The 20,374-nt window shown below is 68.5% G+C and carries 21 protein-coding genes; 12 read left to right on the forward strand and 9 right to left on the reverse strand.

The features are described from left to right. The first annotated feature begins 26 nt into the window (after window positions 1–26). From ACWESM_RS31585 to ACWESM_RS31595, 3 genes are all read left to right on the forward strand, one after another. On the forward strand, window positions 27–338 hold the full coding sequence (locus ACWESM_RS31585) for an urease subunit beta (protein WP_355078470.1): 312 nt from the start codon (window positions 27–29) through the stop codon (window positions 336–338). Window positions 339–398: 60 nt separating this feature from the next. Then, window positions 399–2,120 (forward strand): urease subunit alpha, encoded by a 1,722-nt coding sequence (locus ACWESM_RS31590; RefSeq protein WP_452494873.1) that lies wholly within the window; start codon window positions 399–401, stop codon window positions 2,118–2,120. Between the two features lie 290 nt (window positions 2,121–2,410). After that, window positions 2,411–2,863, forward strand: coding sequence for a hypothetical protein (locus ACWESM_RS31595; protein ID WP_364436589.1), 453 nt, complete (start codon window positions 2,411–2,413; stop codon window positions 2,861–2,863). Window positions 2,864–2,889: 26 nt separating this feature from the next. On the opposite strand, the gene ACWESM_RS31600 is transcribed toward ACWESM_RS31595, so the two are convergent. After that, window positions 2,890–3,432, reverse strand: a complete 543-nt coding sequence (locus ACWESM_RS31600) for a YaeQ family protein (protein WP_452494875.1) — start codon at window positions 3,430–3,432, stop codon at window positions 2,890–2,892. Window positions 3,433–3,565: 133 nt separating this feature from the next. Between ACWESM_RS31600 and ACWESM_RS31605 the strand changes: the two genes are divergently transcribed. Next, window positions 3,566–3,820, forward strand: coding sequence for a hypothetical protein (locus ACWESM_RS31605; RefSeq protein ID WP_452494877.1), 255 nt, complete (start codon window positions 3,566–3,568; stop codon window positions 3,818–3,820). Further along, window positions 3,777–4,133: a hypothetical protein gene (locus tag ACWESM_RS31610; RefSeq protein ID WP_452494879.1), complete on the forward strand. Its 357-nt coding sequence runs from the start codon at window positions 3,777–3,779 to the stop codon at window positions 4,131–4,133. The genes ACWESM_RS31605 and ACWESM_RS31610 overlap by 44 nt, the downstream gene beginning before the upstream one ends. A 7-nt stretch (window positions 4,134–4,140) precedes the next feature. Here ACWESM_RS31610 and ACWESM_RS31615 read toward each other — a convergent pair whose 3' ends face one another. After that, window positions 4,141–5,733 (reverse strand): phosphatase PAP2 family protein, encoded by a 1,593-nt coding sequence (locus ACWESM_RS31615; RefSeq protein ID WP_452494881.1) that lies wholly within the window; start codon window positions 5,731–5,733, stop codon window positions 4,141–4,143. Window positions 5,734–6,329: 596 nt separating this feature from the next. Between ACWESM_RS31615 and ACWESM_RS31620 the strand changes: the two genes are divergently transcribed. Genes ACWESM_RS31620 through ACWESM_RS31630 form a run of 3 tightly spaced genes read left to right on the forward strand, consistent with a single transcriptional unit; the run spans window position 6,330 to window position 7,618 of the window. After that, window positions 6,330–6,797, forward strand: a complete 468-nt coding sequence (locus ACWESM_RS31620; RefSeq protein WP_452494883.1) for an SRPBCC family protein — start codon at window positions 6,330–6,332, stop codon at window positions 6,795–6,797. Beyond that, entirely contained in the window at window positions 6,794–7,135 is a 342-nt protein-coding gene (locus ACWESM_RS31625; RefSeq protein WP_356968549.1) for an ArsR/SmtB family transcription factor, read from the forward strand. The genes ACWESM_RS31620 and ACWESM_RS31625 overlap by 4 nt, the downstream gene beginning before the upstream one ends. A gap of 39 nt (window positions 7,136–7,174) precedes the next feature. Next, the gene (locus ACWESM_RS31630; RefSeq protein WP_452494885.1) at window positions 7,175–7,618 is read left to right on the forward strand and encodes an SRPBCC family protein; all 444 of its coding nucleotides are present in this window, start codon (window positions 7,175–7,177) and stop codon (window positions 7,616–7,618) included. A gap of 147 nt (window positions 7,619–7,765) precedes the next feature. Here the strand turns inward: ACWESM_RS31630 and ACWESM_RS31635 are convergent, their stop codons facing one another. Beyond that, window positions 7,766–8,716, reverse strand: a complete 951-nt coding sequence (locus ACWESM_RS31635) for a quinone oxidoreductase family protein (protein WP_355078462.1) — start codon at window positions 8,714–8,716, stop codon at window positions 7,766–7,768. Window positions 8,717–8,809: 93 nt separating this feature from the next. Between ACWESM_RS31635 and ACWESM_RS31640 the strand changes: the two genes are divergently transcribed. Then, window positions 8,810–9,337: a TetR/AcrR family transcriptional regulator gene (locus ACWESM_RS31640; protein WP_364436573.1), complete on the forward strand. Its 528-nt coding sequence runs from the start codon at window positions 8,810–8,812 to the stop codon at window positions 9,335–9,337. 36 nt (window positions 9,338–9,373) lie between these two features. Here ACWESM_RS31640 and ACWESM_RS31645 read toward each other — a convergent pair whose 3' ends face one another. From ACWESM_RS31645 to ACWESM_RS31670, 6 genes are all read right to left on the reverse strand, one after another. Continuing rightward, complete coding sequence (locus ACWESM_RS31645) at window positions 9,374–11,767, reverse strand: ATP-binding cassette domain-containing protein (RefSeq protein WP_452494888.1); 2,394 nt, start codon at window positions 11,765–11,767, stop codon at window positions 9,374–9,376. A 78-nt stretch (window positions 11,768–11,845) separates the two neighbouring features. After that, complete coding sequence (locus tag ACWESM_RS31650; protein WP_355078459.1) at window positions 11,846–12,256, reverse strand: VOC family protein; 411 nt, start codon at window positions 12,254–12,256, stop codon at window positions 11,846–11,848. A 5-nt stretch (window positions 12,257–12,261) separates the two neighbouring features. Then, a complete protein-coding gene (locus tag ACWESM_RS31655; RefSeq protein ID WP_355078458.1) occupies window positions 12,262–12,711 on the reverse strand; it encodes a helix-turn-helix transcriptional regulator in 450 nt (149 codons plus the stop codon). 39 nt (window positions 12,712–12,750) lie between these two features. Continuing rightward, on the reverse strand, window positions 12,751–14,055 hold the full coding sequence (locus ACWESM_RS31660) for a hypothetical protein (protein ID WP_452494890.1): 1,305 nt from the start codon (window positions 14,053–14,055) through the stop codon (window positions 12,751–12,753). A 377-nt stretch (window positions 14,056–14,432) separates the two neighbouring features. Beyond that, window positions 14,433–14,831, reverse strand: a complete 399-nt coding sequence (locus tag ACWESM_RS31665) for a hypothetical protein (protein WP_356968539.1) — start codon at window positions 14,829–14,831, stop codon at window positions 14,433–14,435. Next, complete coding sequence (locus tag ACWESM_RS31670; RefSeq protein ID WP_452494891.1) at window positions 14,828–15,316, reverse strand: hypothetical protein; 489 nt, start codon at window positions 15,314–15,316, stop codon at window positions 14,828–14,830. Before ACWESM_RS31670 ends, ACWESM_RS31665 begins: the two co-directional genes overlap by 4 nt. Window positions 15,317–15,904: 588 nt before the next feature. Between ACWESM_RS31670 and ACWESM_RS31675 the strand changes: the two genes are divergently transcribed. The 3 genes from ACWESM_RS31675 to ACWESM_RS31685 all read left to right on the forward strand — a co-directional run bounded on the left by ACWESM_RS31675 (window position 15,905) and on the right by ACWESM_RS31685 (window position 20,350). Continuing rightward, complete coding sequence (locus tag ACWESM_RS31675) at window positions 15,905–16,681, forward strand: helix-turn-helix transcriptional regulator (RefSeq protein ID WP_397281812.1); 777 nt, start codon at window positions 15,905–15,907, stop codon at window positions 16,679–16,681. Window positions 16,682–16,959: 278 nt separating this feature from the next. After that, window positions 16,960–18,738: a TerD family protein gene (locus ACWESM_RS31680; RefSeq protein WP_452494893.1), complete on the forward strand. Its 1,779-nt coding sequence runs from the start codon at window positions 16,960–16,962 to the stop codon at window positions 18,736–18,738. Window positions 18,739–19,411: 673 nt separating this feature from the next. Further along, the gene (locus ACWESM_RS31685) at window positions 19,412–20,350 is read left to right on the forward strand and encodes a CorA family divalent cation transporter (RefSeq protein WP_364436552.1); all 939 of its coding nucleotides are present in this window, start codon (window positions 19,412–19,414) and stop codon (window positions 20,348–20,350) included. Window positions 20,351–20,374: the final 24 nt, after the last annotated feature.

The following is a 20,374-nucleotide window of genomic DNA, read 5'->3' on the forward strand; positions in this document are numbered from 1 at the left end:
GCCCCCGAGCCGGACCGAGGCCCGGCGTGATCCCCGGCGAATACCTTTGCGCCGAGGGCGTCATCGAACTGAACGTGGGCGCGCGGCGCCTCGAACTCGACGTGGTCAACACCGGAGACCGGCCGGTGCAGGTCGGCAGCCATGTGCATTTCCCGCAGGCGAACACGGCGCTGGAGTTCGACCGCGCGGCCGCGCACGGCCACCGCCTCGACATCCCGGCCGGGACCGCGGTGCGCTTCGAACCCGGTCTCGGGCAACGGGTAGGGCTGGTGCCGCTGGGCGGCGCCCGCGAGGTGCACGGGATCAGCCCGACCCCACCGGGCCGTCTCGATGGCTAGTGCGTATGCGGACCCGGAACGGGGCGGCGCGGAGTACGCGGGCTCAGGAGGTAGGACGCGATGAGTGAGCTGAGCCGGGCGCGGTACGCCGAACTGTTCGGACCGACGACGGGCGACCGGATTCGTCTGGCGGACACCGATCTGCTGATCGAGATCACCGAGGACCGCAGCGGGGGACCGGGGCGCGCGGGCGACGAAGCCGTGTTCGGCGGCGGCAAGGTCCTGCGCGAATCCATGGGCCAGTCCCGAGCGACGCGCGCCGAGGGCGCTCCCGACACCGTGATCACGGGCGTGGTGATCATCGATCATTGGGGAATCATCAAAGCGGACGTCGGTATTCGCGACGGACGGATCAGCGCGATCGGCAAGGCGGGCAACCCCGACACCATGACCGGGGTGCACCCGGACCTGGTCGTCGGGCCGTCCACCGAGGTGATCTCCGGCAACGGCCGCATCCTCACCGCGGGCGCGATCGACTGTCACGTGCATTTCATCTGCCCGCAGCTGTTGGAGGAGGCGCTCGGCGGCGGCATCACCACCCTCATCGGCGGGGGCACCGGCCCGGCCGAGGGCAGCAAGGCGACCACCGTGACGCCCGGCGCGTGGCATCTGGCGCGCATGCTGGAGGCCACCGACGGCTGGCCGGTGAACATCGTGCTGCTCGGCAAGGGCAACACCGTCAGCGCCGAGGCCATGTGGGAGCAATTACGCGCGGGCGCATCGGGTTTCAAACTGCACGAGGACTGGGGCTCCACGCCCGCCGCGATCGATGCCTGCCTCACCGTGGCCGAGGCGGCCGGGGTGCAGGTGGCGCTGCACTCGGACACGTTGAACGAGGCGGGTTTCGTCGAGGACACCCTGGCGGCGATCGCGGGCCGCGGCATCCACGCCTACCACACCGAGGGCGCGGGCGGCGGACACGCGCCCGACATCATCACCGTCGCCGCCCATCCCAACGTGCTGCCCAGCTCCACCAACCCGACTCGTCCGCATACGATCAACACCCTCGACGAGCACTTGGACATGCTCATGGTGTGCCACCACCTGAGCGCGTCGATCCCGGAGGATCTGGCCTTCGCCGAAAGCCGCATCCGCCCCTCCACCATCGCGGCCGAGGACCTGCTGCACGATCTCGGCGCCATCTCGATGATCGGCAGCGATTCACAGGCCATGGGCCGCATCGGGGAGGTGGTGCTGCGCACCTGGCAGACCGCGCACGTGATGAAGCGCCGCCGCGGCGCGCTGCCGGGCGACGGCGCCGCCGACAACGCCCGGGTCCAGCGCTACATCGCGAAGTACACCATCTGCCCGGCCGTCGCGCACGGCCTGGACCACGAGATCGGGTCGGTCGAGGTGGGCAAGCTCGCCGATCTGGTGCTGTGGGAGCCGGCGTTCTTCGGTGTCCACCCGCATGCCGTCCTCAAGGGCGGCGCGATCGCCTGGGCTGCGATGGGCGACGCCAACGCCTCCATCCCCACGCCGCAGCCGGTGCTGCCGCGCCCCATGTTCGGCGCCGCCCCGGCGGCCGCCGCCGCGACCGCACTGCATTTCGTCTCCGAGCAGGCGATCGAGGACGGCCTCGCCGACCGGTTGCGGGTCCAGCGGAGGCTGGTTCCGGTCCGCGACGTCCGTGGCGTGCGGAAGACGGATCTGCCGAACAACGACGCCATGCCGCGCATCGAAGTCGAGCCGGACACTTTCACCGTCCGCATCGACGGCGAGGTCTGGCGCGAACAACCCGCCACCGAATTGCCCATGGCCCAGCGCTATTTCCTGTTCTGACCGGCGCGGGTACGGGTTCGACCGATCGGTCGGTCCTCGCCGGGCTTGCCGAACTCCTCGATCAGCACGGGATACTGCTCCCCACCGTGTCCCGCGACGCTCTCGCCCACTACATCGACGCCGCCGAGCGAACGGGCCGCCGACAACTACCCGCCCTTCGCCGCCGCCCCCGCTTGAACCCCCCGCGAGTCGCACACGGCTGCGGCGAGGTACGCGAGGACGTCTCAATGGTGTGCCACTCGTGGACGCCGGGCGTATAGTCCGCTGGACCTGGAGCAAGGGAGGGAAGCATGCCTCGACCGGGCGAGCGTAAGGCGGCGCGTCGGGCGCTGACGGGTGTTGTCGGCGCGGGGACGTTTCTGGCCGCGATGTTCGTGACCTCCGCGGCCGCGCCGCTGCCGTCCGACGGCGGTGTCACGGTCACCTTGAACGACTACTGCCAGGATTCCGGTGCGGTGGGCCGCCTCGCCGACGGCCGGACCGTCTACTGCACGCAGGTACAGAACACCGACGCGTTCGTGTGGTCCTTCAGCCGGAATCCGATCCCTCGCGACCCGAATACGCGCGGCTACACCTGCGACGGCGATGCCTGCCACTGGCCCGACGGCAGCGCCGTCCCGAACTACCAGCGATGCGGTGTTCTCTGCGGCGAGCCGCCCACCAATGGCGACGTGCAGAGCGGACTCTACGACTGCCTTCGAACCGGAGCCGAATTCGAGGAGTGCGAACGCCGGATCCGATGAGTGGCACCTAGGAACGGATCCGAGAACTAGGTGAGCCGGTGCTCGTGGATCGGTGCGCTCAACGCGGTGCCGTTGAGGTCCAGGTACAGCAGGCGCTCGGTGACGGACACGGTCACGGTGTTGCGGCGTTCGGTCGCGGCGACGGCGGAATCGATGAAGTCGCGATCGAAGCTGTAGAGCGGTATCGCTTCGGCGCGATGGATGCGCTTGCCGGGGAGTTGCGCCAGCACCTTGGCCGGGTCGCGGTGAGTGTAGACGGCGACCCGGTCGGCGAGTTTGCTGCCTCGGTGCACCCGCTCCGCGTCCGGAGCGCCGACTTCGATCCAGGCGGTGAGGCGGCCGGTGAGGTCGCGCACCAGCACCGCTGGCTCGTCGGTGGAGGAGACCCCACCGTCACTGAAGGCGATGCCCTGCTCGTATTCGAGGCAATAGGCGAGCACTCGGGTCAGCATGAACTCCGCGGATTCGGACGGGTGCCGCGCCACCCGCAACTCCAGCTCCTGGTAGACGCCCCGATCGATGTCGGCCAACTGGACGGCGAAGTTGTGCAATGTCGCGCTGAGTGCCATAGCTGCAAGAGCTTATCGCCGCCCGGCGATCAGCCCCGAGGCAGCGCGGTAGCGATGATTTCGCAAGCTGTCGGCGATGGGCTGGACGATCCGGTGTTCAGTGAATGTCATTGACGACGCTTACGATTCGGCGGTGACACTTACTCGTGACGACTTGGCCGGATACGTCGAGCGCGACCTCGACGCCGACCTGGCCAGATGGTTCGCCGATCGGCCGCCGGTCACCGTGCCGGAAGCGACCCGGCCGGTGGCGCCCTTCCTCGAACGGCTGGCGCCCGCGTCCGCGGCGGCGCTGGCGGCTTTCGATCGCCGGGTGCGGTCCGGGCGGATGCCGCGGTTCCTGGATGTCCACGACTGGGTCCTACGGTTTCGACTTCGCCGGAAATAACTGCGGCATACTGGATTCCGACTACGAGACCGAGCTCACCGACGGCGACGTGTACTCGATCGGCGCGGACGGCGGCGGCAACCTGTACGTGGTGCTCAGCAACGGGCAGGTCGCGATCTGGTTCCACGAGGAGGAAGTGGTCGAGGAGGGCACTCGTTTCGACGACCTCGATGTCTTCCTCTGGTCGGTGGTGCGTTACCACGCGGTGCGGGCCGGGGTGCTGGAGCGCGAGGCGGTCGAGGCGGACTTCCTGGCGCTGGGACAGGACGGCGCGCTCGAGCCGAACCTCGGGTTGCTGCGCTTGATGAAGTAGCGCGCGCTCAGTCTTCGCCCGCTCGCCGCTGAAACGGTAGCTCGGCTCGGAAGACGTCCCGCAGCCAGGGAGCTCGGCGGTGATGCGGGCGGCTGCGGTCGGCCCAGAGCGGATTGGATTCGTCACGGCGGTAGACCGCGAGTTGCCCGGCGATGCGGAAGTGCAGTCGGGTGGCCTTGCCGACCACCTCGCCATCGGTCGCCAGCGCCTCCGGCGTGGGTAGCTGCACGAAGAGTTCGGGCAACTGGCGTTCGCCGTAGACCTTGCTGTGGCCGATCGCCGCCAGCAACAGCGCGAGTACGGCGCGGGTGCGCGACCAGCGCAGATCGGAGCGCAGCCAGCGGATATCGAGTAGTCCGGCGTCGAGCCGGTCACGGAAGGCGGGCACCGCGCCGTGCGGGTGGTAGGGACCGTTGCCGACGAACAGGAACCACACCCGCTGCCAGCGTCCGTCCAGGCAGATCTCGATCGGCTCGGCCCGGCGCAGGGTCACCACGAGCGCGGCGGCGAAGGCGGGCCATTTGCCCCAGCGTGACTGCCACTTCTCGCGCAGCTGCACCAGGTCCGGATAGGCGCCGAGGCTGGCGGTGTTGATCAGATGCCGGGTGCGGGAACCGGTGTCGTCCTCGCATTCGACGCCGGCGATGTCCACCGCCACCGCCTCGCCGGCACCGGTGGCATCGATTACTTCGCGCAGGTCGTAGACGCCGAGATCGCGGGCGAAGTGGTTGAGCGTGCCGGTGGGGATGACGACCAGCGGCAGCTCGTGGCGCAACGCGACCGCGGCCACCGCGGCCACCGTGCCGTCACCACCGGCGACGCCGACCGCAAGCACCGGTTCACCGTGCTCGGCGATGGCCCGCTCGAGCTGGTCGGCACAGTCCAGATCGGGCTGCGTGCGCAGCACGGTGGCGGCGGGCAGGGCCGCGACCACGTCGTCGGTGGGATCGTAATTCGGGTCACCGGACACCGGATTCACCATGACCACCAGGCCTTTGCCCTCCACCAGCGCGGGCACTTCGCGAACCGGGCGGGCCTGCGCCTCATCGGATTCGCGTACCGGCCACCAGCGTCGCGTGGCCAGGGCGACACCGGAACCCACGGCCGCTCCGACGAGCACATCGGAACTCCAGTGCACACCGGTGTGCACCCGAGAGTAGGCGACGGTGGCGGCCAGCGGGGCGACAGCCAGTGCGGTACGGGGACTTTCCAGAGCGACAGCGGTGGCGAATGCCGCGGCGCAAGCGCTGTGTCCCGAGGGGAAGGAGGAGGAGCGCGGAGTCGGAACGAGTCGCCGGTGCACCGGCAGGAGTTCGGCGGCAGGCCTGCGCCGGGCGATCAGCGATTTGAGGCCCACGTTGACGACGAGACTGGCTCCGGCGACGGAGACGACGCCGCGCAGCGCGGCCCGCCGCGGCGCGCCTTGGCGGGAGGCGAGCAGCGTCGCGAGAACCAGCCAGAGTCCGCTGAAATTCGCGCTGCCGGTGAGCCGCAGCAATCCGTGGTCGACCACCGAGGCAGGCAGTTCGGCGACCGCGCCGCCGATCGCTCGATCGATTCGTCCGATGCCGTGAAACTTCCGGCGCACCCAGCTACTCACTCGTCCGACATTACCGATCACCGCGCACACAAACGTGGACGCACAGCGGACTGCCGCGGTGTCGGCGAGACCCAGGGCTCGGCGAGAGGTCGTTGAGCCGACACCTGCCACGAGAACCGGTGTTGCAAAGGAATTCTCGAGACGCCGACTGCCAGTTGCCGGGAATCCGAAAGGGACGCCGATGAAGACGATCGTCGGTGCGGGCGGTGACAGTGATCGCCGTGAGCGTGGCGGCTACGGGTTGACCGGGCGATGTGTCGATCCCGGCTCCCGCATGGCAGCTCGGCGGCGCCCGCGGTCGCGACGATTTGTTGTCGCCGGATCTTCTGATCGCCGATTCGTCCGCACTCCGCGCAGCACGCGGCTATCGTAGCGATGCGAGATTGCTAAAAAGTTGCTGATGCGCCGAATCGGCGGGTGGGCGCGGCATGTCTCAGTTGCTGAAGCCATTGCCGGGCAGGGGATACCGCCATGGCGTCGGTCGGCGCGAGGTGTGCGGCGGCGAGGTCCGGCATCGGCGACGGCGGCGCATACGCAACCTATGGTTGCGCTATGCCCGGTGGTCGACTAACGTCAAGCGCAACCAAACGTTGCATATGGAGGTCGTGGATATGGAGTACGGCAGCATCGAACGCGAGATACACGTCGACGCCTCGCCCGAGGTGGTCTTCGAGGTCGTCAGCAGCCCGGAGCACATCTCGGAATGGTGGAGCGACGAAGCCGAGTTCGATACGGCGCCCGGTGCGGTCGGCGAACTCGTCTGGGGCGACCGCGTCGATGTCGTCCCGATCAGGGTGGTGCGTGCCGAGCCGCCGCGATTGTTCTCGTTCCGCTGGTGCTATCCGGGCGGCGCGATCGACGATTCCGCCGGCTCGCTGCTGGTCACTTTCGAACTCACCCCGTCGGGCGCGGGCACCAGGATCCGACTCACCGAGACGGGGTTCCGGGAAATGGGTTGGGAGGTGGCGAAACTCGAGGAGCAGTACCGCGACCACAGCGTGGGATGGGACACCTTCGTCCCCCGCCTCGGGGAGTACATCGTGCGGCTGGTGTCGACGCCGTGACCGCCGCAGTCGACGACGACCTGTGGTCCGCCATCGGGGACCCGATGCGCAGGCGGATGCTCGATCTGCTCCTCGCGGAGGGGAACGGTACGGCCACCAGCCTCAGTGAGCGGCTGCCCGTCACGCGGCAGGCGGTCGCCAAACATCTCGTCGTGCTCGACCGCGTCGGTTTGGTGCACGGCACGCCCGCCGGGCGGGAGCGGCGGTACCGGGTGGACGAGGCGCAACTCGCGCGCGCGGTCGCTCAGTTGTCCGCGGTCGGGGCGGCGTGGGACGCCAGGCTCCGGCGTATCAAGCGCATCGCGGAGGCGATTCAGCGCAGACAAGACCAGCAGTGAGATCACGCGGTTACGAGAACAATGGAAAGAGGAATCGAAATGATGGACATTCTGCACAAAGTGGGCATCAAGTCGCCGGTGGACGAGGTCTACGCCGCCTTGACCACCACCGAGGGGCTCGCCGGGTGGTGGACGGCCGATACCGAGGGGGACGGCGGCGAGCTCGGCGGCTTGCTCGAATTCCGCTTCGCGGCAGGTGGATTCGACATGCGGGTGCGCGAGCTCGACCCGGGAAAGCGAGTGCTGTGGGAGGTGGTCGGCGGGCCTGACGAGTGGATCGGGACCCAGGTGGACTGGAGCCTCGAGCAGGCGGGCGACTACACCACCGTGCTCTTCGCGCACCGGGGGTGGAAGGAGCCGGTGGACTTCATGCACCACTGCAGCACCAAGTGGGCGGTCTACCTGCTGAGCCTGAAATCGCTGATCGAAACTGAGAAGGGCGCTCCGCATCCCCACGACGTCAAGATCGACAGCTGGGATTGACGCGCCGCGCGGGAAGGTCGGGGGCACCGCGACGGCATTTCGCACCGGCGGCATCGCCACCGGTGCGGATGCTGTCGCCCGTCGGCCGGTCGGCGTACCTTGCCGTGAGCCGTACGAGCTCGATGGCCGCACGTTTCCGATGCGCGGTCAGGGGGTGAGGATGGTCTTCCCGATGGCCGTGCGGTCTTCGAACGCCCGATGGGCGGTCGCCGCTTCGGCCAGGGGCAGCACCGTGCCGATGACGGGGGTGAGTTCACCGCGCACCGTGAGGTCCTCGGCTCGGCGGGCCAGCTCCGGCCACCGTTGCGGGCGATATCCGAGGCTGAAGGGAATCAGCGAGGCGCCGACCGGTAGGAGTTGCTCCGAGCTGATCTCGACCGCGACGCCGCTGGCCGAGCCGAAGACCACCATGCGGGCGCGCGGTTTCGTGAGCAGGCTGTAAGCCTCCCGAGCCGTCTGTCCGCCGACGGTCTCGAGCACGACCGACACCGGACCGGCCTCCTCGGTCCATCCCGGTCGCGTGTAGTCCACGGTGGCATCGGCGCCGAGGTCGGCGGCCAGCTGCCGCTTCGCGGCCCCGCTCGCACCGGCGACGACCCGGGCTCCGGCTCGTTTGGCCAACTGGATCAACAGGGTTCCGATTCCTCCGCCTGCCGCCTCCACCAGAACCGTGTCCTCGGGCCCGATCTCCGCGGCTTCGATCAATCCCACGGCCGTCGCGCCCTGGCCGAGCAGCGCGAGGGCTTGATGCTCGCCGAGGCGATCGTCGAGCGGTACGGCCGCCGCTGCCGGAATGCGCACCAGCTCCGCGTAACTGCCGGAGGCGACCGTGCCGACCACTCTTTCGCCGATGCGGCGGGTCTCGACGCCGGGACCGACCGCGGCCACCGTCCCGGCTACTTCGATGCCGGGCGTGTGCGGCAGCGGCAGGCCGAGCGGATCCGGGGTCACCCCGGCGCGCACCTGCACCTCGAAGTAGTTGACTCCGGTGGCCGTGGCCCGGACGAGCAGCTCGCCCTCGCCCGGCGTGGGATCGTCGACCTCCTCGACTCGCAGCACTTCCGGGCCGCCGTACTCGTGATAGCGAACTGCGCGCATGGGATCCACCTTTCCGGATACGGACTATCGGTCCGTTTAGTGTGTCGCTATGATACGGACTGTGGGTCCGCTTATGTCAACTGGAGGTCAGCGATGCGCGCCGACGCCGAACGCAACCGGGTCGCGATTCTCGCCGTAGCCGGGCGTCTGATCTGCGATGAGCAGCGCGACAACGTCTGCATGGACGAGATCGCGGCAGCCGCCGGAGTCGGGAAGGGCACGCTGTTCCGCCGATTCACCGACCGCGAAGGGCTGATTCGCGCGCTGTTCGACGACCGGACCGGCCGGGCTTGGGCGGCCGTCCGCGACCTCGCCGCGGATCCCGCCGTGCCGGTGGACGAGCGGATACAGACCTTCGTCGCCACGGTGTTCGACCTCACGGTGGTCGAGTTGCAACCGTTGACGCGCGCCCTGCCCGACGGCTGTCGGTCCGAGACCTGGGCGCCGTGGCGGGCGCTGCTGGCGGAGTTGATCGCCCAGGTCGTCCCGGATGCCGACGCGGAGTTCCTGGCCATGGCGATCTTCGCGAGCATGCGTCCGGAGATCACCGACATGACCTCCCCGCAACGCCATCGGGAGGGCGTGCTCGCCTTGACGGCTCGCGTTCTCGGGTCAGGGTAGCGGCGTCGATCGCCGCCACCCTGCTCGCGCGCCCGGTCAGGCGCCGACGTAGGCCGCGAGATGTTCGCCGGTGAGAGTGGAGCGGGCGGCGACGAGGTCGGCGGGAGTGCCCTGGAAGACGACCCGGCCGCCGTCGTGTCCCGCCCCAGGACCGAGGTCGATGAGCCAGTCCGCATGCGCCATGACCGCTTGGTGGTGCTCGATGACGATGACCGACTTGCCGGAGTCGACGAGCCGGTCGAGCAGGCCGAGCAACTGCTCGACATCGGCGAGATGCAGGCCGGTGGTCGGCTCGTCGAGGACGTAGACGCCGCCCTTCTCGGCCATGTGCGTGGCCAGCTTGAGCCGTTGCCGCTCGCCGCCGGACAGCGTGGTGAGCGGCTGACCGAGGCTGAGATAGCCCAGCCCGACGTCGGCGAGCCTGCTCAGGATGGCGTGCGCGGCCGGGGTGCGGGCGGCCTCGGTGCCGAAGAACTCCTCGGCCTCGAGCACCGACATCGCGAGCACTTCGCTGATGTCGCGGCCGCCGAGGTGGTATTCCAGCACCGACGCCTGGTATCGCTTGCCCTCGCACTCCTCGCAAGTGGTGGCGACACCTGCCATCATCCCCAAGTCGGTGTAGACGACGCCCGCGCCGTTGCAGGTGGGGCACGCTCCTTCGGAATTGGCGCTGAACAGCGCGGGCTTCACCCCGTTGGCCTTGGCGAACGCCTTGCGGATCGGCTCGAGCAATCCGGTGTAGGTCGCCGGATTACTGCGCCGCGAGCCGCGGATGGGCGCCTGATCCACCGCGACCACGCCTTCGCCCGCGGGGATGGACCCGTGCACCAGCGAGCTCTTGCCGGACCCCGCCACGCCGGTGATGGCGACGAGCACACCCAGCGGAACGTCGACGTCGACATCGCGCAGGTTGTTCGCTTTCGCGCCGCGGATCTCGAGCTTGCCGCTCGGCTCGCGCACGGTGGCCTTGAGCGCGGCCCGGTCGTCGAAATGGTGGCCGGTGACGGTGCCGCTGGCCCGTAGCCCCTCGACGCTGCCCTCGAAGCAGACGGTGCCGCCCGACGTGCCCGCTCCCGGACCGAGGTCGACGACATGGTCGGCGATCACGATCGTCTCCGGCTTGTGCTCCACGACGAGCACCGTGTTTCCCTTGTCCCGCAGCCGCAGCAGCAGGTTGTTCATCCGCTGGATGTCATGGGGATGCAGGCCGATGGTCGGCTCGTCGAAGACGTAGGTGACGTCGGTCAGCGAGGAGCCGAGGTGGCGGATCATCTTGGTGCGCTGGGCCTCACCGCCCGACAGTGTGCCGGAGGGCCGGTCCAGCGAGAGGTAGCCCAACCCGATCTCCACGAACGAGTCGAGAGTGTGCCGCAGCGCGCCCAGCAGCGGCGCCACCGACGGCTCGCTGAGGCCGCCGACCCATTCGGCGAGGTCGCTGATCTGCATCGCGCAGGCGTCGGCGATGCTGATGCCCGCGATCTTCGACGAGCGCGCCGCCTCGGTGAGCCGGGTGCCGTCGCACTCGGGACAGGTCGTGAAGGTGACCGCGCGGTCCACGAACGCCCGGATGTGCGGCTGCATCGCCTCCCGGTCCTTGGACAGGAACGACTTCTGGATCTTGGGGATCAGCCCCTCGTAAGTGAGATTGACCCCCTCGATCTTCACCTTGGTGGGCTCTTTGTAGAGGAAGTCCTGCATCTCCCTCTTGGTGTACTTGCGGATCGGCTTGTTCGGATCGACGAAACCCGACTCCGCGTAGACCCGCACCGTCCAGAAGCTGTCCGACTTCCAGCCCGGGATGGTGAACGCGCCTTCGGCGAGCGACTTGGAATCGTCGTAGAGCTGGGTGAGATCGATATCGGACACCGAGCCCCGGCCCTCGCAGCGCGGGCACATCCCGCCGGTGATGCTGAAGCTGCGGCGCTCCTTCACGGTCCTTCCGGAACGTTCGGTCGTCACCGCGCCCGCCCCGCTGATCGAGGCGACGTTGAAGGAGAAAGCCTGGGGCGAGCCGATGTGCGGCTTTCCGAGCCTGCTGAAGAGAATGCGCAGCATGGCATTGGCGTCGGTGGCGGTGCCGACCGTGGAGCGCGGGTCGGAACCCATGCGTTGCTGATCGACGATGATCGCGGTGGTCAGCCCCTCGAGCACGTCGACCTCGGGCCGTGCCAGCGTCGGCATGAAGCCCTGGACGAACGCGCTGTAGGTCTCGTTGATCAGCCGCTGCGACTCCGCGGCGATCGTGCTGAACACCAGTGAGCTCTTGCCCGAGCCGGAGACGCCGGTGAACACCGTCAGCCTTCGCTTCGGAATCTCGATGCTGACATCCTTGAGGTTGTTCTCGCGCGCGCCGTGCACGCGGATCAAATCGTGGCTGTCCGCGGCGTGCGGCGCGGGCGACTGCGTGTCCGTCGTCGTGGCCGTGCTCATCGTGTCTCCATCTGTCGGGCGGGGCCGCCTGCGCGGCCGGCGTCGCCGGGCTCGGTTCGATCGGTTCGCGCCGGGCGGTCAGCGCAGCTGCTGGATGCGGATCAGGTTGCCCGCGGGATCGCGGACGGCGCAGTCGCGCACCCCGTACGGCTGCTCGGTCGGCTCCTGGACGATCTCCGCGTCGTTGGCCGCCAGCCGTTCGAAAGCGCCATCCAGATCCTTGGTTGCCAGCAGGATGCCGCCATAGGTGCCCTTCGCCATCATCTCGGTGATGGTGCGGCGCTCGTCGTCGGTGATGCCGGGATCTGCGCCCGGCGGATGCAGGACGATGGATGTTTCCGGCTGGCCGGCGGGGCCGACGGTGAGCCAGCGCATCCCTTCGTACCCGACGTCATTGCGGACCTCGAAGCCGAGGATGTCGCGGTAGAAGGCGAGGGCCGCGTCCGCGTCGTCGTGCGGCAGGAAGCTCGCGTGAATGGTGATGTCCATGGCAGTCAGGCTAATTGCGGCTCGGTAACCGGTGCTTCTCGATTCCTGATCGGTCTGGTCACCTGTTTCGACACGCACGAGGGTATCCCCGCCGTGGCGCGCGCCGCCTCGCGCCGGTAGACGCTCGGCGGCACACCGACCAACTCGGTGAAGCGGGTGCTGAAGGTGCCCAGCGACGAGCAGCCGACCGCGAAGCACACCTCGGTGACGCTGAGGTCGCCCCGCCGCAGCAGCGACATCGCTCGTTCGATGCGCCGCGTCATCAGATAGGAGTACGGCGACTCGCCGTAGGCGAGCCGGAACTGGCGGCTGAGGTGCCCGGCCGACATGTGCGCGTCGCGCGCGAGCGCCTCCACGTCCAGCGGCTGCGCGTACTCGCGATCGATGCGGTCGCGAACGCGGCGCAGCCGCGCGAGGTCGTGCAGGTGCTGCGTGGCGGCGGGTCGGCTGGTCACTTACGCGATCGTGCCACATGGCGGTGACAAGCCGAGGTGCTACCAGAAGGTCGCCGAGAGCTCGTACTCGGCGAGCGCGGACCGCACCAGCTCGGTGAGCTGCTCGGTGTCCAGCAGGGCAGGCGGGTGGAACCCCATGACGCGCATCGTGATCTTCTCCGCGGCCTCGACCAGCGCGACGTACAGATTGCCGCCGCGTTCGGTCACGACGCTCCGCGCGTCGAGGCTCTGATTGACCAGGCCGATCATCATCGCCGAGGCCGGGCTGCCGTCGATGCGCAGGATTTCGGGGTCGAGCTTGCCGAGGCTGGAGCACACCGTGGAGGCGGGGTCGGTGGCGGCTTGCCGGGCCAGCCGGGCATACCGTCCGCGCGGCAGCGCCACCGCGACCGGGATCAGCGGCGGGACGTCCTGCCCGCTGGCCGCGGCCGCGGTGAGCTTTTCCTTCATCACCGCGCGCAGCGGAGCGAGATCGGCCGGTGCGCCGTCGTGCACGTCCACTTCGAAGGCGATGGAGGTCAGAGCGTTCGCCCGAAGATCGTCGGCGGTGCGGGTGCTGACCGGCATCATCATGCGCACCCGGCCCTCTTCGTCGGTGCGGCCGACCTCCGTCGCGATGGCGGTCATCATCGCCACCGCCAGGGTGGTGCCGGTTCCGCCTCGGGCCCGTGCCGCCGCATGCCACAGCTGCGCCGGGACCGTCGCGGTGACGGTCGGAAGCCGGAAGTCCGGCGCGTCGCCGGCGGTCCCGGTCCCGCCGCCGCGCCCGGTGACGGCCAACCGCAGCGCCAAACCGGCGGCGGAGGGTAACGACCTGGCTCGCCGCGCGGCATCGCGGAGATCACCGGCGAGCAGGCGCATCCGGCCGAATTCATCTGTGCGGTAGGACAAGTCGAGTCGCTTGTCCGCGACGGCGTCCGTGACCGCCGTGCAGAACGCGTGGCCGTCCGCGAGCGTGTGGGAAACCAGCAGCGACACCACGCTTTCCCCGTTGTCGAGGTGGGTCGCCGCCAACCGCCACGCGGGCCCGCCGAAGGTACGCAACTCGGCATTTCCCTGTTCGGCGATCCAGGCCTCCAGATCGCCCGAGGGAATGGGCTCCTCGGCGACCTCGAGCGGGCTGAATTCGACTCGGGTGGTCCACCGGTCCCCGGCGGCGGGGATCATCGCGGGCGCGACCGCTCTACCCAGCCTGCCGTGCCGCAACGCCTCGTGGAAATGCTCGAGCGCCGCCAGATCCACCGCACGGTCGTAGCGCCAGACCGCCTGTATCGCGAGGGTTCCCCCTAGCGCGGAGTGCCCACGGGCACTCACGCAATCGATATCGGTCAGGCGGTAGGTCACGCGAATCTCCCCTCGAGTACCGGACACCGGGGCGGGTCCGCACCGGCGTCGTCGCCGCCACAACTCGGCGCTACGACGATGAAGATCGTTCGAATGTCCGGTTTCGAGCTGTTCGGCCAACCAAGAGCATCCGGCCTGGCAACGCCGTGGTCAACCCTACTGGCGGGTTCGGTGATCACGGCACCCGGCGATGCGCCGCGCGAGCGGGTTCGGCCGCGGACGCCTTCGCTGTCCAGCGCGAACGGCTGAGCCGCCCGCTGTCCGGCCGACCTGCGGAAGGCGCCGGAGGGGGCGAGGCGGCCGAACCCGCGACGGCTCGAGCTGGACGTCTGACCACTTCGGCAACGGGTGGGGACTGCGGCCGGCTTCCGGTGCGGTCAGGCACCCGGAGTGTCGGCGGTGAAGATCTGTCGGGCATGTCGTGCGGAGTCGGTAGCCGACCACGGCGCCAGCGCCGTCGTGAACATCAATTCACACCACGACAGCGCGGGCACGGTCCCTCCGGCGAGGGTCGCGATCAGCGAGAGTTCGACATCGTGCCCCGCCCACGCGGCAAGCAGCCACGCCGTGTCGAGCCTGCCCAGGAACTCGTCGGTGCTGTCGGGTGGTCCAGGGCGGGCGTCGACCGCCAGGTGTACGACGGCGGCGACGGCGTGGCGTAGCCGGGCGTCGAGTTCGCCGCCATCGTGGACCAACAGCCCTTCCAGCGCGGTGCGCAACGTCGCGCCCGCATCGATGTGCCGGACGGTGTCGGTGGATGCGATGTCGCCGATCATCGGCCTGTCCTCCTCGGACTCTGGCGAACAGGGGCCGACGCCACGTAAGGGCGTACGCCGAAACCGGAGCGGCGGTCTACGAGACCGGCCAGCGAAGCGGTGCTCCACTCGAGCCATCCGTAGGTACTGCACCAGCCACGCGCCGGATTCTCTTTGGTGACGATGAATTCGAGGGCGAGGCCGGTGAGCACGGCGGTACGTTGCAGCGCCCTGATGTCGAGCTGCCGGTCGGTGACGATCAGGCGCAGCAGCGCATGGCCGAGACCTGCCTGCGTCTTCGCCTGGCCCGCGAGCCAGATGCCGCGCGCCGCGGCGGTTGTCGGGGCGGAGGCGGGCCGGCCCGCCACCATGTCGTCCGGCGGTGGTTCGAGGGGGCCGTACCACAGCGGCCTGCCTTCGGCGGCGCACACCGCGAACGTTCTTCGTTCGTCGTCGCCGCTGGCCGCCAGTGTGATGCGCGGCGTGGGATGAGCGTGTGCGGACAAGTCGGAATGCTCCTGTTCTAGTGATGACGGAGTTCGATCCGCCGGCGATCGGCTCGAAAATGAAATCGTCGATCGTTCCGGGGAATTTCTCGACCAAGATCTAATGCAATCCGCTCGGGTATGTCCATCTTCCCGACGCACCCTTTTGCGGATACATACCGCGCAGTGTCCGCCCTGGCGAGGATTTCTTCGGCGAGTGGTGATCCGGTCGGCGAGGAACGGAAGTCGCGGCGGCGCCGGTCGCCGGGAGGAATGAAAAGTACTGTAGGCCAACCTGTTACCGGAGTGCACTTGCGGTGTGTGATCTGTCTAACATGCCGGTCCAGTTGGTTTCATATCGTGATCGAATGCATTTAACATCGGTGCGCAGAGGATCTTCCCGGGGGTTGCTGCGGCAATGTCGCCCTGGCTTGTTCTTTTCAACGATCCGGACGCCGGAGGGGATTGCGGTCGCCGTCCTCGCCGGCATCACCTTTTCCTTCGATGTGTCCCGTCGTTCAACACAGTTGTCAGAGGAGTGGATCAGTGACGCACCGAGTATCGGGCAGAATCGACAGTGGCCGCCCCGAGCCGCCCAGCTTCGGGAGTATGCTGCGCCGGCTACGTGACGAACGCCGGGTGTCGCGGGAGAAACTCGCGTTCGCGGCCGGAGTGAGCGCGAGCTATGTCGCGCACCTGGAAAGCGGCGAGCGCGCCCGTCCCACCATGGTCGTCGTGGAGGCGTTGGTCGGTTATCTGAAACGCGTGAAAGCGCTGACCGATGCGGAGCGCCGCCACTTGTACGAGTTGGCCGGTCTCTCGATCAGCAGGTCGCCGTCGATAGCCGAGTTGTGCGCCGAGATCACCGAGGACATGCGGCAGGCGCTCGTCGCGCAGGAGCCGGGCCTGGCGGGCTTCGTCGATACCCGATGGAATGTTCTCGCCTGTAACAGGCCGTTTGCGCGCGCGTTTCCCGGCCTGGTGGACGACATGAACATCCTGCGATGGTTTTTCGGCAACCCGCTGTCGCGCCGGGTGATCGTGGAATGGGAGCGGGAGGCCGGTCTGATGGTCCGCTGGCTGCGCGGCCTCATCGGACCGGCGGCGGAATCGGAATGGCCTGCGGATCTGCTCGCCGAACTCGCCGAGTACGCCGACTTTCGCCGGATGTGGGCAGAAGGAATAGCCGTTTACGGCAGAGAACGGTCCGCGATGCATTTCCGTGATAACGAGACCGGAACACAGCACGCGGTGCATGTTCAAGTCTTTCGTCTGGACTCGGGCAACTATCCGGGGTGGATTCAGTACTACCTGGGCACCTCGGTGCCGCAACGCGCTCCCAGCGCGCTGCTGGAGTTGCCGATCTGCGGCGCCGCGAACCCGTAGCGCTGCGCCCCGCGGACCACGAACTCGTTGCGGAGCAGGACCAGGGCCACGGTGGCATCGGCGGATGCAGGGCTTCGGGGACGGCTTCACCTCGTGCGATCGCGCGGCCCAGGAGGGCCGGCCATGGGGCCGGCGTCGGCAGATGGCGTTCGTGTCGGTTCCGGCCCGTGCGGCGACCTCGTCCATGGTGAGTGCGGCGTATCCGGAATTCGAGGTGCGATCAATGCAACGTTCGGGACCGTGGTCACGATGAGTTGGCCGTGCAAGGGAATGCGATTGTGCGCCAAGCGCCTTCAACGGCGGGTTTCGGCGCCTACACCGTTGTCGACGTGGAGACCTCGGGTCTGCGGGCCGAAGAGCATCGGGTGCTTTCGGTGGCGGCATTGGTCCTGGACGCCGACGGCCAGGTCGTCCATGAATTCCATACGCTGGTCGATCCGGGCTGCGACCCGGGGCCGGTGCACATCCATGGCCTGACGGCCGAGATCCTGCGCGGCTCACCGCGATTCGAGCATGTGCGCGAACCTCTTTCGGCCCTGCTGACCGGCCGGGTGATGGTCGCGCACAACGCGCACTTCGACTACCGGTTCCTCGCCAGCGAATTCGGCAGGACCGGCGCCGATCTGCCGGTGGGTCGCCGATTGTGCACGCTTGCCCTCGCGCGGCGGGTCGCGCCGCCGACGCCGGATTGCAAACTCGGCACGCTCGCGGCCTATTACGGGATTTCACGTTCGAAAGCGCACGACGCGTTGGACGACACTCGCGTCCTGGCCGGTGTGCTCAGAGCGCTGATCGCCGATGCGGCGCGGCTCGGCATCACGCCGCCTCTGCTGCGCTGCCCGCCGAAGGAGAACTACCAGAGCGCGTGGGGTCTGCCGACCGAGCGGACGGGCCCGAAAACACCGTGTCCTTACACGTATCCGGGCCGGTTCGAGACCGGTGGCGCTCTCGTCCAGGGAATGAAAGTGGCCTTCACCGGCGATACCGCGACCGATCGGGACGCCCTGGTCGCCCGTGCCGAAGCGGCCGGACTAGAGGTGACCAGCGCGGTGAGCGGTCGCACCAGTGTGCTCGTCACCAACGCGCCGAATTCGACCAGCGGCAAGGCTCGCAAAGCCGTCGAGGTCGGCACCCCGATCGTCAGCGAGAACAGATTTCTGTTGTTGCTGGAGGGTGTCGAGCCGGGTGAGCGCAAGGGCGATCAGGTGGCGCGAACTTCTTCGACACGTCGTCGACCGTCGCGTGTGCCGGTCGCACCCGGTGGCCCCTTGGCTGGACGCCGGGTGCTGGTGCTCGGTGGAACGCATGGCGGTGCCGCCGCAGCCCGCTCACGGATCGCCGAGCTCGGCGGCTCCGCGGCGGTGAACATGTCCGGGCGGGTAACCGACGTGCTCGCGCTGACCGGAGGCCACGCCGACCGGCGCTGCGTACGGGCCGCCGAACTCGGCATCCCGGTGCACGGCGCCGAATTGCTCTCGGCGCCGCAGCCTTCCGACGCGTCTCCGGCATCGCGTCGCGCGGTCGCCGAGCCTCTTGCGCTGATTCGTGGTCAGGTGATCGATCTACCGATCGACGACTTCGGCATCGATTGGACGATCCGGGCGTCGTGGGCCTACAGCGGCAGCGGGGCGGTTGACCTGGTCGCGTTCCTCGTCGACGGTGACGAGCAGGTGGCGGGCGACGACGACTTCGTCTTCTACAACCAGCCCGAGACGCGGGGCGTGCGTCTCGTCGCCGAGGGGCCCGACGAGCAGTCCGTCGCGATACGGCTGGATCAGCTGCCGCGATATTGCCGCCGGATCGTGCTGGCCGCCGCGTTGGACGACGCGGAGGCCGCCTTCGGTGATGTCGGCGCGATCGAGGTCGAGGCGATGCCTGGCGCGGAGGCAGGCGTTGTCGCGCGCGCGACGATGGACGCGGCCACCGAGGAACGGACGTTGGTGCTCGCCGAGGTCTACCTGCGTGGCGGCGCCTGGCGGTTGCGTGCGGTGGGCCAGGGTTATCCGACGGATCTCGCGGTGCTGGCGCGCCGGTACGGGGTGGATGTGGCGGAGTGACGTCGCGGTGGCGGCGAGCCGGTAGGGTGGCACGGCCGTGACCGGCAGTGCAATCAGGTGGCCGCCGCCGACGGCCTGGGCTGCTCGGCGCCGGAAACCGCTGTCGTTCGCGGTCGTCCGGCTTCCCCTGCTGCCGTTGGATTTCCATCCGGTGGCGCGCTGTCGAACACTTGCGCAACCGATTGACGTACCCCGATGGGCGGGTTTCTAATGATGGATGGCGCAATTCGTGCGCCGGTCGACCGACGAAGCGAGGTGAGCGGCAGATGCCGGATGACAGTATCGACGTCTACAGCCGGGCCGCTCTCGCGAAACAGGTTGCGCCGGCGCGTCGTTGATCCGCGTGTGATCGCCCGCCGGGCAACGGCGCCCATCGGCCGACACGGTACGGACCTCAACCTTCGTCATCTCTCCGGCGCGTAAGAGCGGCGCGTCCGGGTTCGGCCGATACGTGGCCCCCGACCCGCGGCGCCGCCCGATCACGTCGCTGCTCGCCCCTGCGTGCGTCCTCGGTACCGGAGGAGCGCGCCAGCCCCGCACGATAGCAAGTATTGGAGCACCCACTATGGCCACATTGCCCGAGAAAGCCGAAACATTGCCTCGCACAACAGATCCGGAACGGCGGCAGCAGGCCGGATCCGCGGTGCGCTCCTTCCGCGGGCAGCGGTAGTCGATGACGACCTTTCTCGGTGCCGTGACCGCCGACCACTTCGATACCGAAGTGCTCCAGCAGCATTGGATTCCGCTCGCCGCCGACGACGCCGACACCGCGGCGGTGCTGCGGGAACGGCTCGGCATCGACTTCACGTCCGCTCGCGATCAGGGCCTGGAGACCGACAGCTTTCGCTACTTTCCGGTGACGGCCGGATTCCGGCGTGGCGAGAACATCGAACAGGAGACGATCGTCTTCGCCCTGGGCGGTGAATTCCTCGTGACGCTGCAGCCGTCCGAGCATTTCGTCCCCTTCGACAAGGCGGTCGCGAAGATGCGGCGCGACCCGGCGCTCGCCGGCTCCGCGCACGGCGTGATGTACGCGCTGCTGTGGGCACTGAACGAGGCGTCGGAGCGGGTGCTACATCATGCGGGTGACGCCATGGAGGCGTTGCGCGACGAGATCGAGCGGACGATCACGGGCCGGGACCGGCGCGAGATCGAGCTCGCCGACCTGCGCGGCGTGATGTCGCGGATGAACGCGACCGAACGCATCGTCTCGCGCACTCAGGAGACCCAGCGGCAGCTGGCCCGCGCCGCGCGGCATCTGCTGGCCGACACGTCGTCAGGGAAGGCGGAACTCGACGAGGCGATCGGCATCCTGCTCGCCGACATCGACGGGGTGGGGCAGTATGCGGGCTCGGCGTACGACAACGTCCGCTTCTTGCAGCAATCCGTGACGATCTGCCTGAATGTGCGGCAGAGCGAGATCGTCAAGGTGTTCACCGTCACCACCGCGGTCGTCCTGCCGCCCGTTCTGGTCGTCGGCTGCTACGCCGCAGGTCTGCTCGACATCGCCGAATTGCCCTGGCAGCTGAGCCTTTTGATCACCGTGCTGCTGGCTCTGGCGGCGGCGGTGATTCCATCGGCCTATCTCGAGAAGCGGGGCCTACTGCGCTGAGCCCTCGGGCGCGCGCGCTTTTCC

It is taken from the genome of Nocardia sp. NPDC003999 (assembly GCF_053604885.1).

Excerpts from the sequence above, each read along its gene's own strand:
- ACWESM_RS31635 (WP_355078462.1), bottom strand. The coding sequence starts at position 8,716 with ATGCGCGCAGTTCGCTATCACGAGTACGGCGGCCCGGAAGTGCTGCGA.
- ACWESM_RS31640 (WP_364436573.1), top strand. The coding sequence starts at position 8,810 with ATGCGCGCCGACGCCGAACGCAACCGGGTCGCGATTCTCGCCGTAGCC.
- ACWESM_RS31630 (WP_452494885.1), top strand. The coding sequence starts at position 7,175 with ATGATGGACATTCTGCACAAAGTGGGCATCAAGTCGCCGGTGGACGAG.
- ACWESM_RS31665 (WP_356968539.1), bottom strand. The coding sequence starts at position 14,831 with ATGATCGGCGACATCGCATCCACCGACACCGTCCGGCACATCGATGCG.
- ACWESM_RS31645 (WP_452494888.1), bottom strand. The coding sequence starts at position 11,767 with ATGAGCACGGCCACGACGACGGACACGCAGTCGCCCGCGCCGCACGCC.
- ACWESM_RS31685 (WP_364436552.1), top strand. The coding sequence starts at position 19,412 with ATGACGACCTTTCTCGGTGCCGTGACCGCCGACCACTTCGATACCGAA.
- ACWESM_RS31590 (WP_452494873.1), top strand. The coding sequence starts at position 399 with ATGAGTGAGCTGAGCCGGGCGCGGTACGCCGAACTGTTCGGACCGACG.
- ACWESM_RS31650 (WP_355078459.1), bottom strand. The coding sequence starts at position 12,256 with ATGGACATCACCATTCACGCGAGCTTCCTGCCGCACGACGACGCGGAC.
- ACWESM_RS31675 (WP_397281812.1), top strand. The coding sequence starts at position 15,905 with ATGCTGCGCCGGCTACGTGACGAACGCCGGGTGTCGCGGGAGAAACTC.
- ACWESM_RS31595 (WP_364436589.1), top strand. The coding sequence starts at position 2,411 with ATGCCTCGACCGGGCGAGCGTAAGGCGGCGCGTCGGGCGCTGACGGGT.
- ACWESM_RS31600 (WP_452494875.1), bottom strand. The coding sequence starts at position 3,432 with ATGGCACTCAGCGCGACATTGCACAACTTCGCCGTCCAGTTGGCCGAC.
- ACWESM_RS31620 (WP_452494883.1), top strand. The coding sequence starts at position 6,330 with ATGGAGGTCGTGGATATGGAGTACGGCAGCATCGAACGCGAGATACAC.
- ACWESM_RS31610 (WP_452494879.1), top strand. The coding sequence starts at position 3,777 with ATGTCCACGACTGGGTCCTACGGTTTCGACTTCGCCGGAAATAACTGC.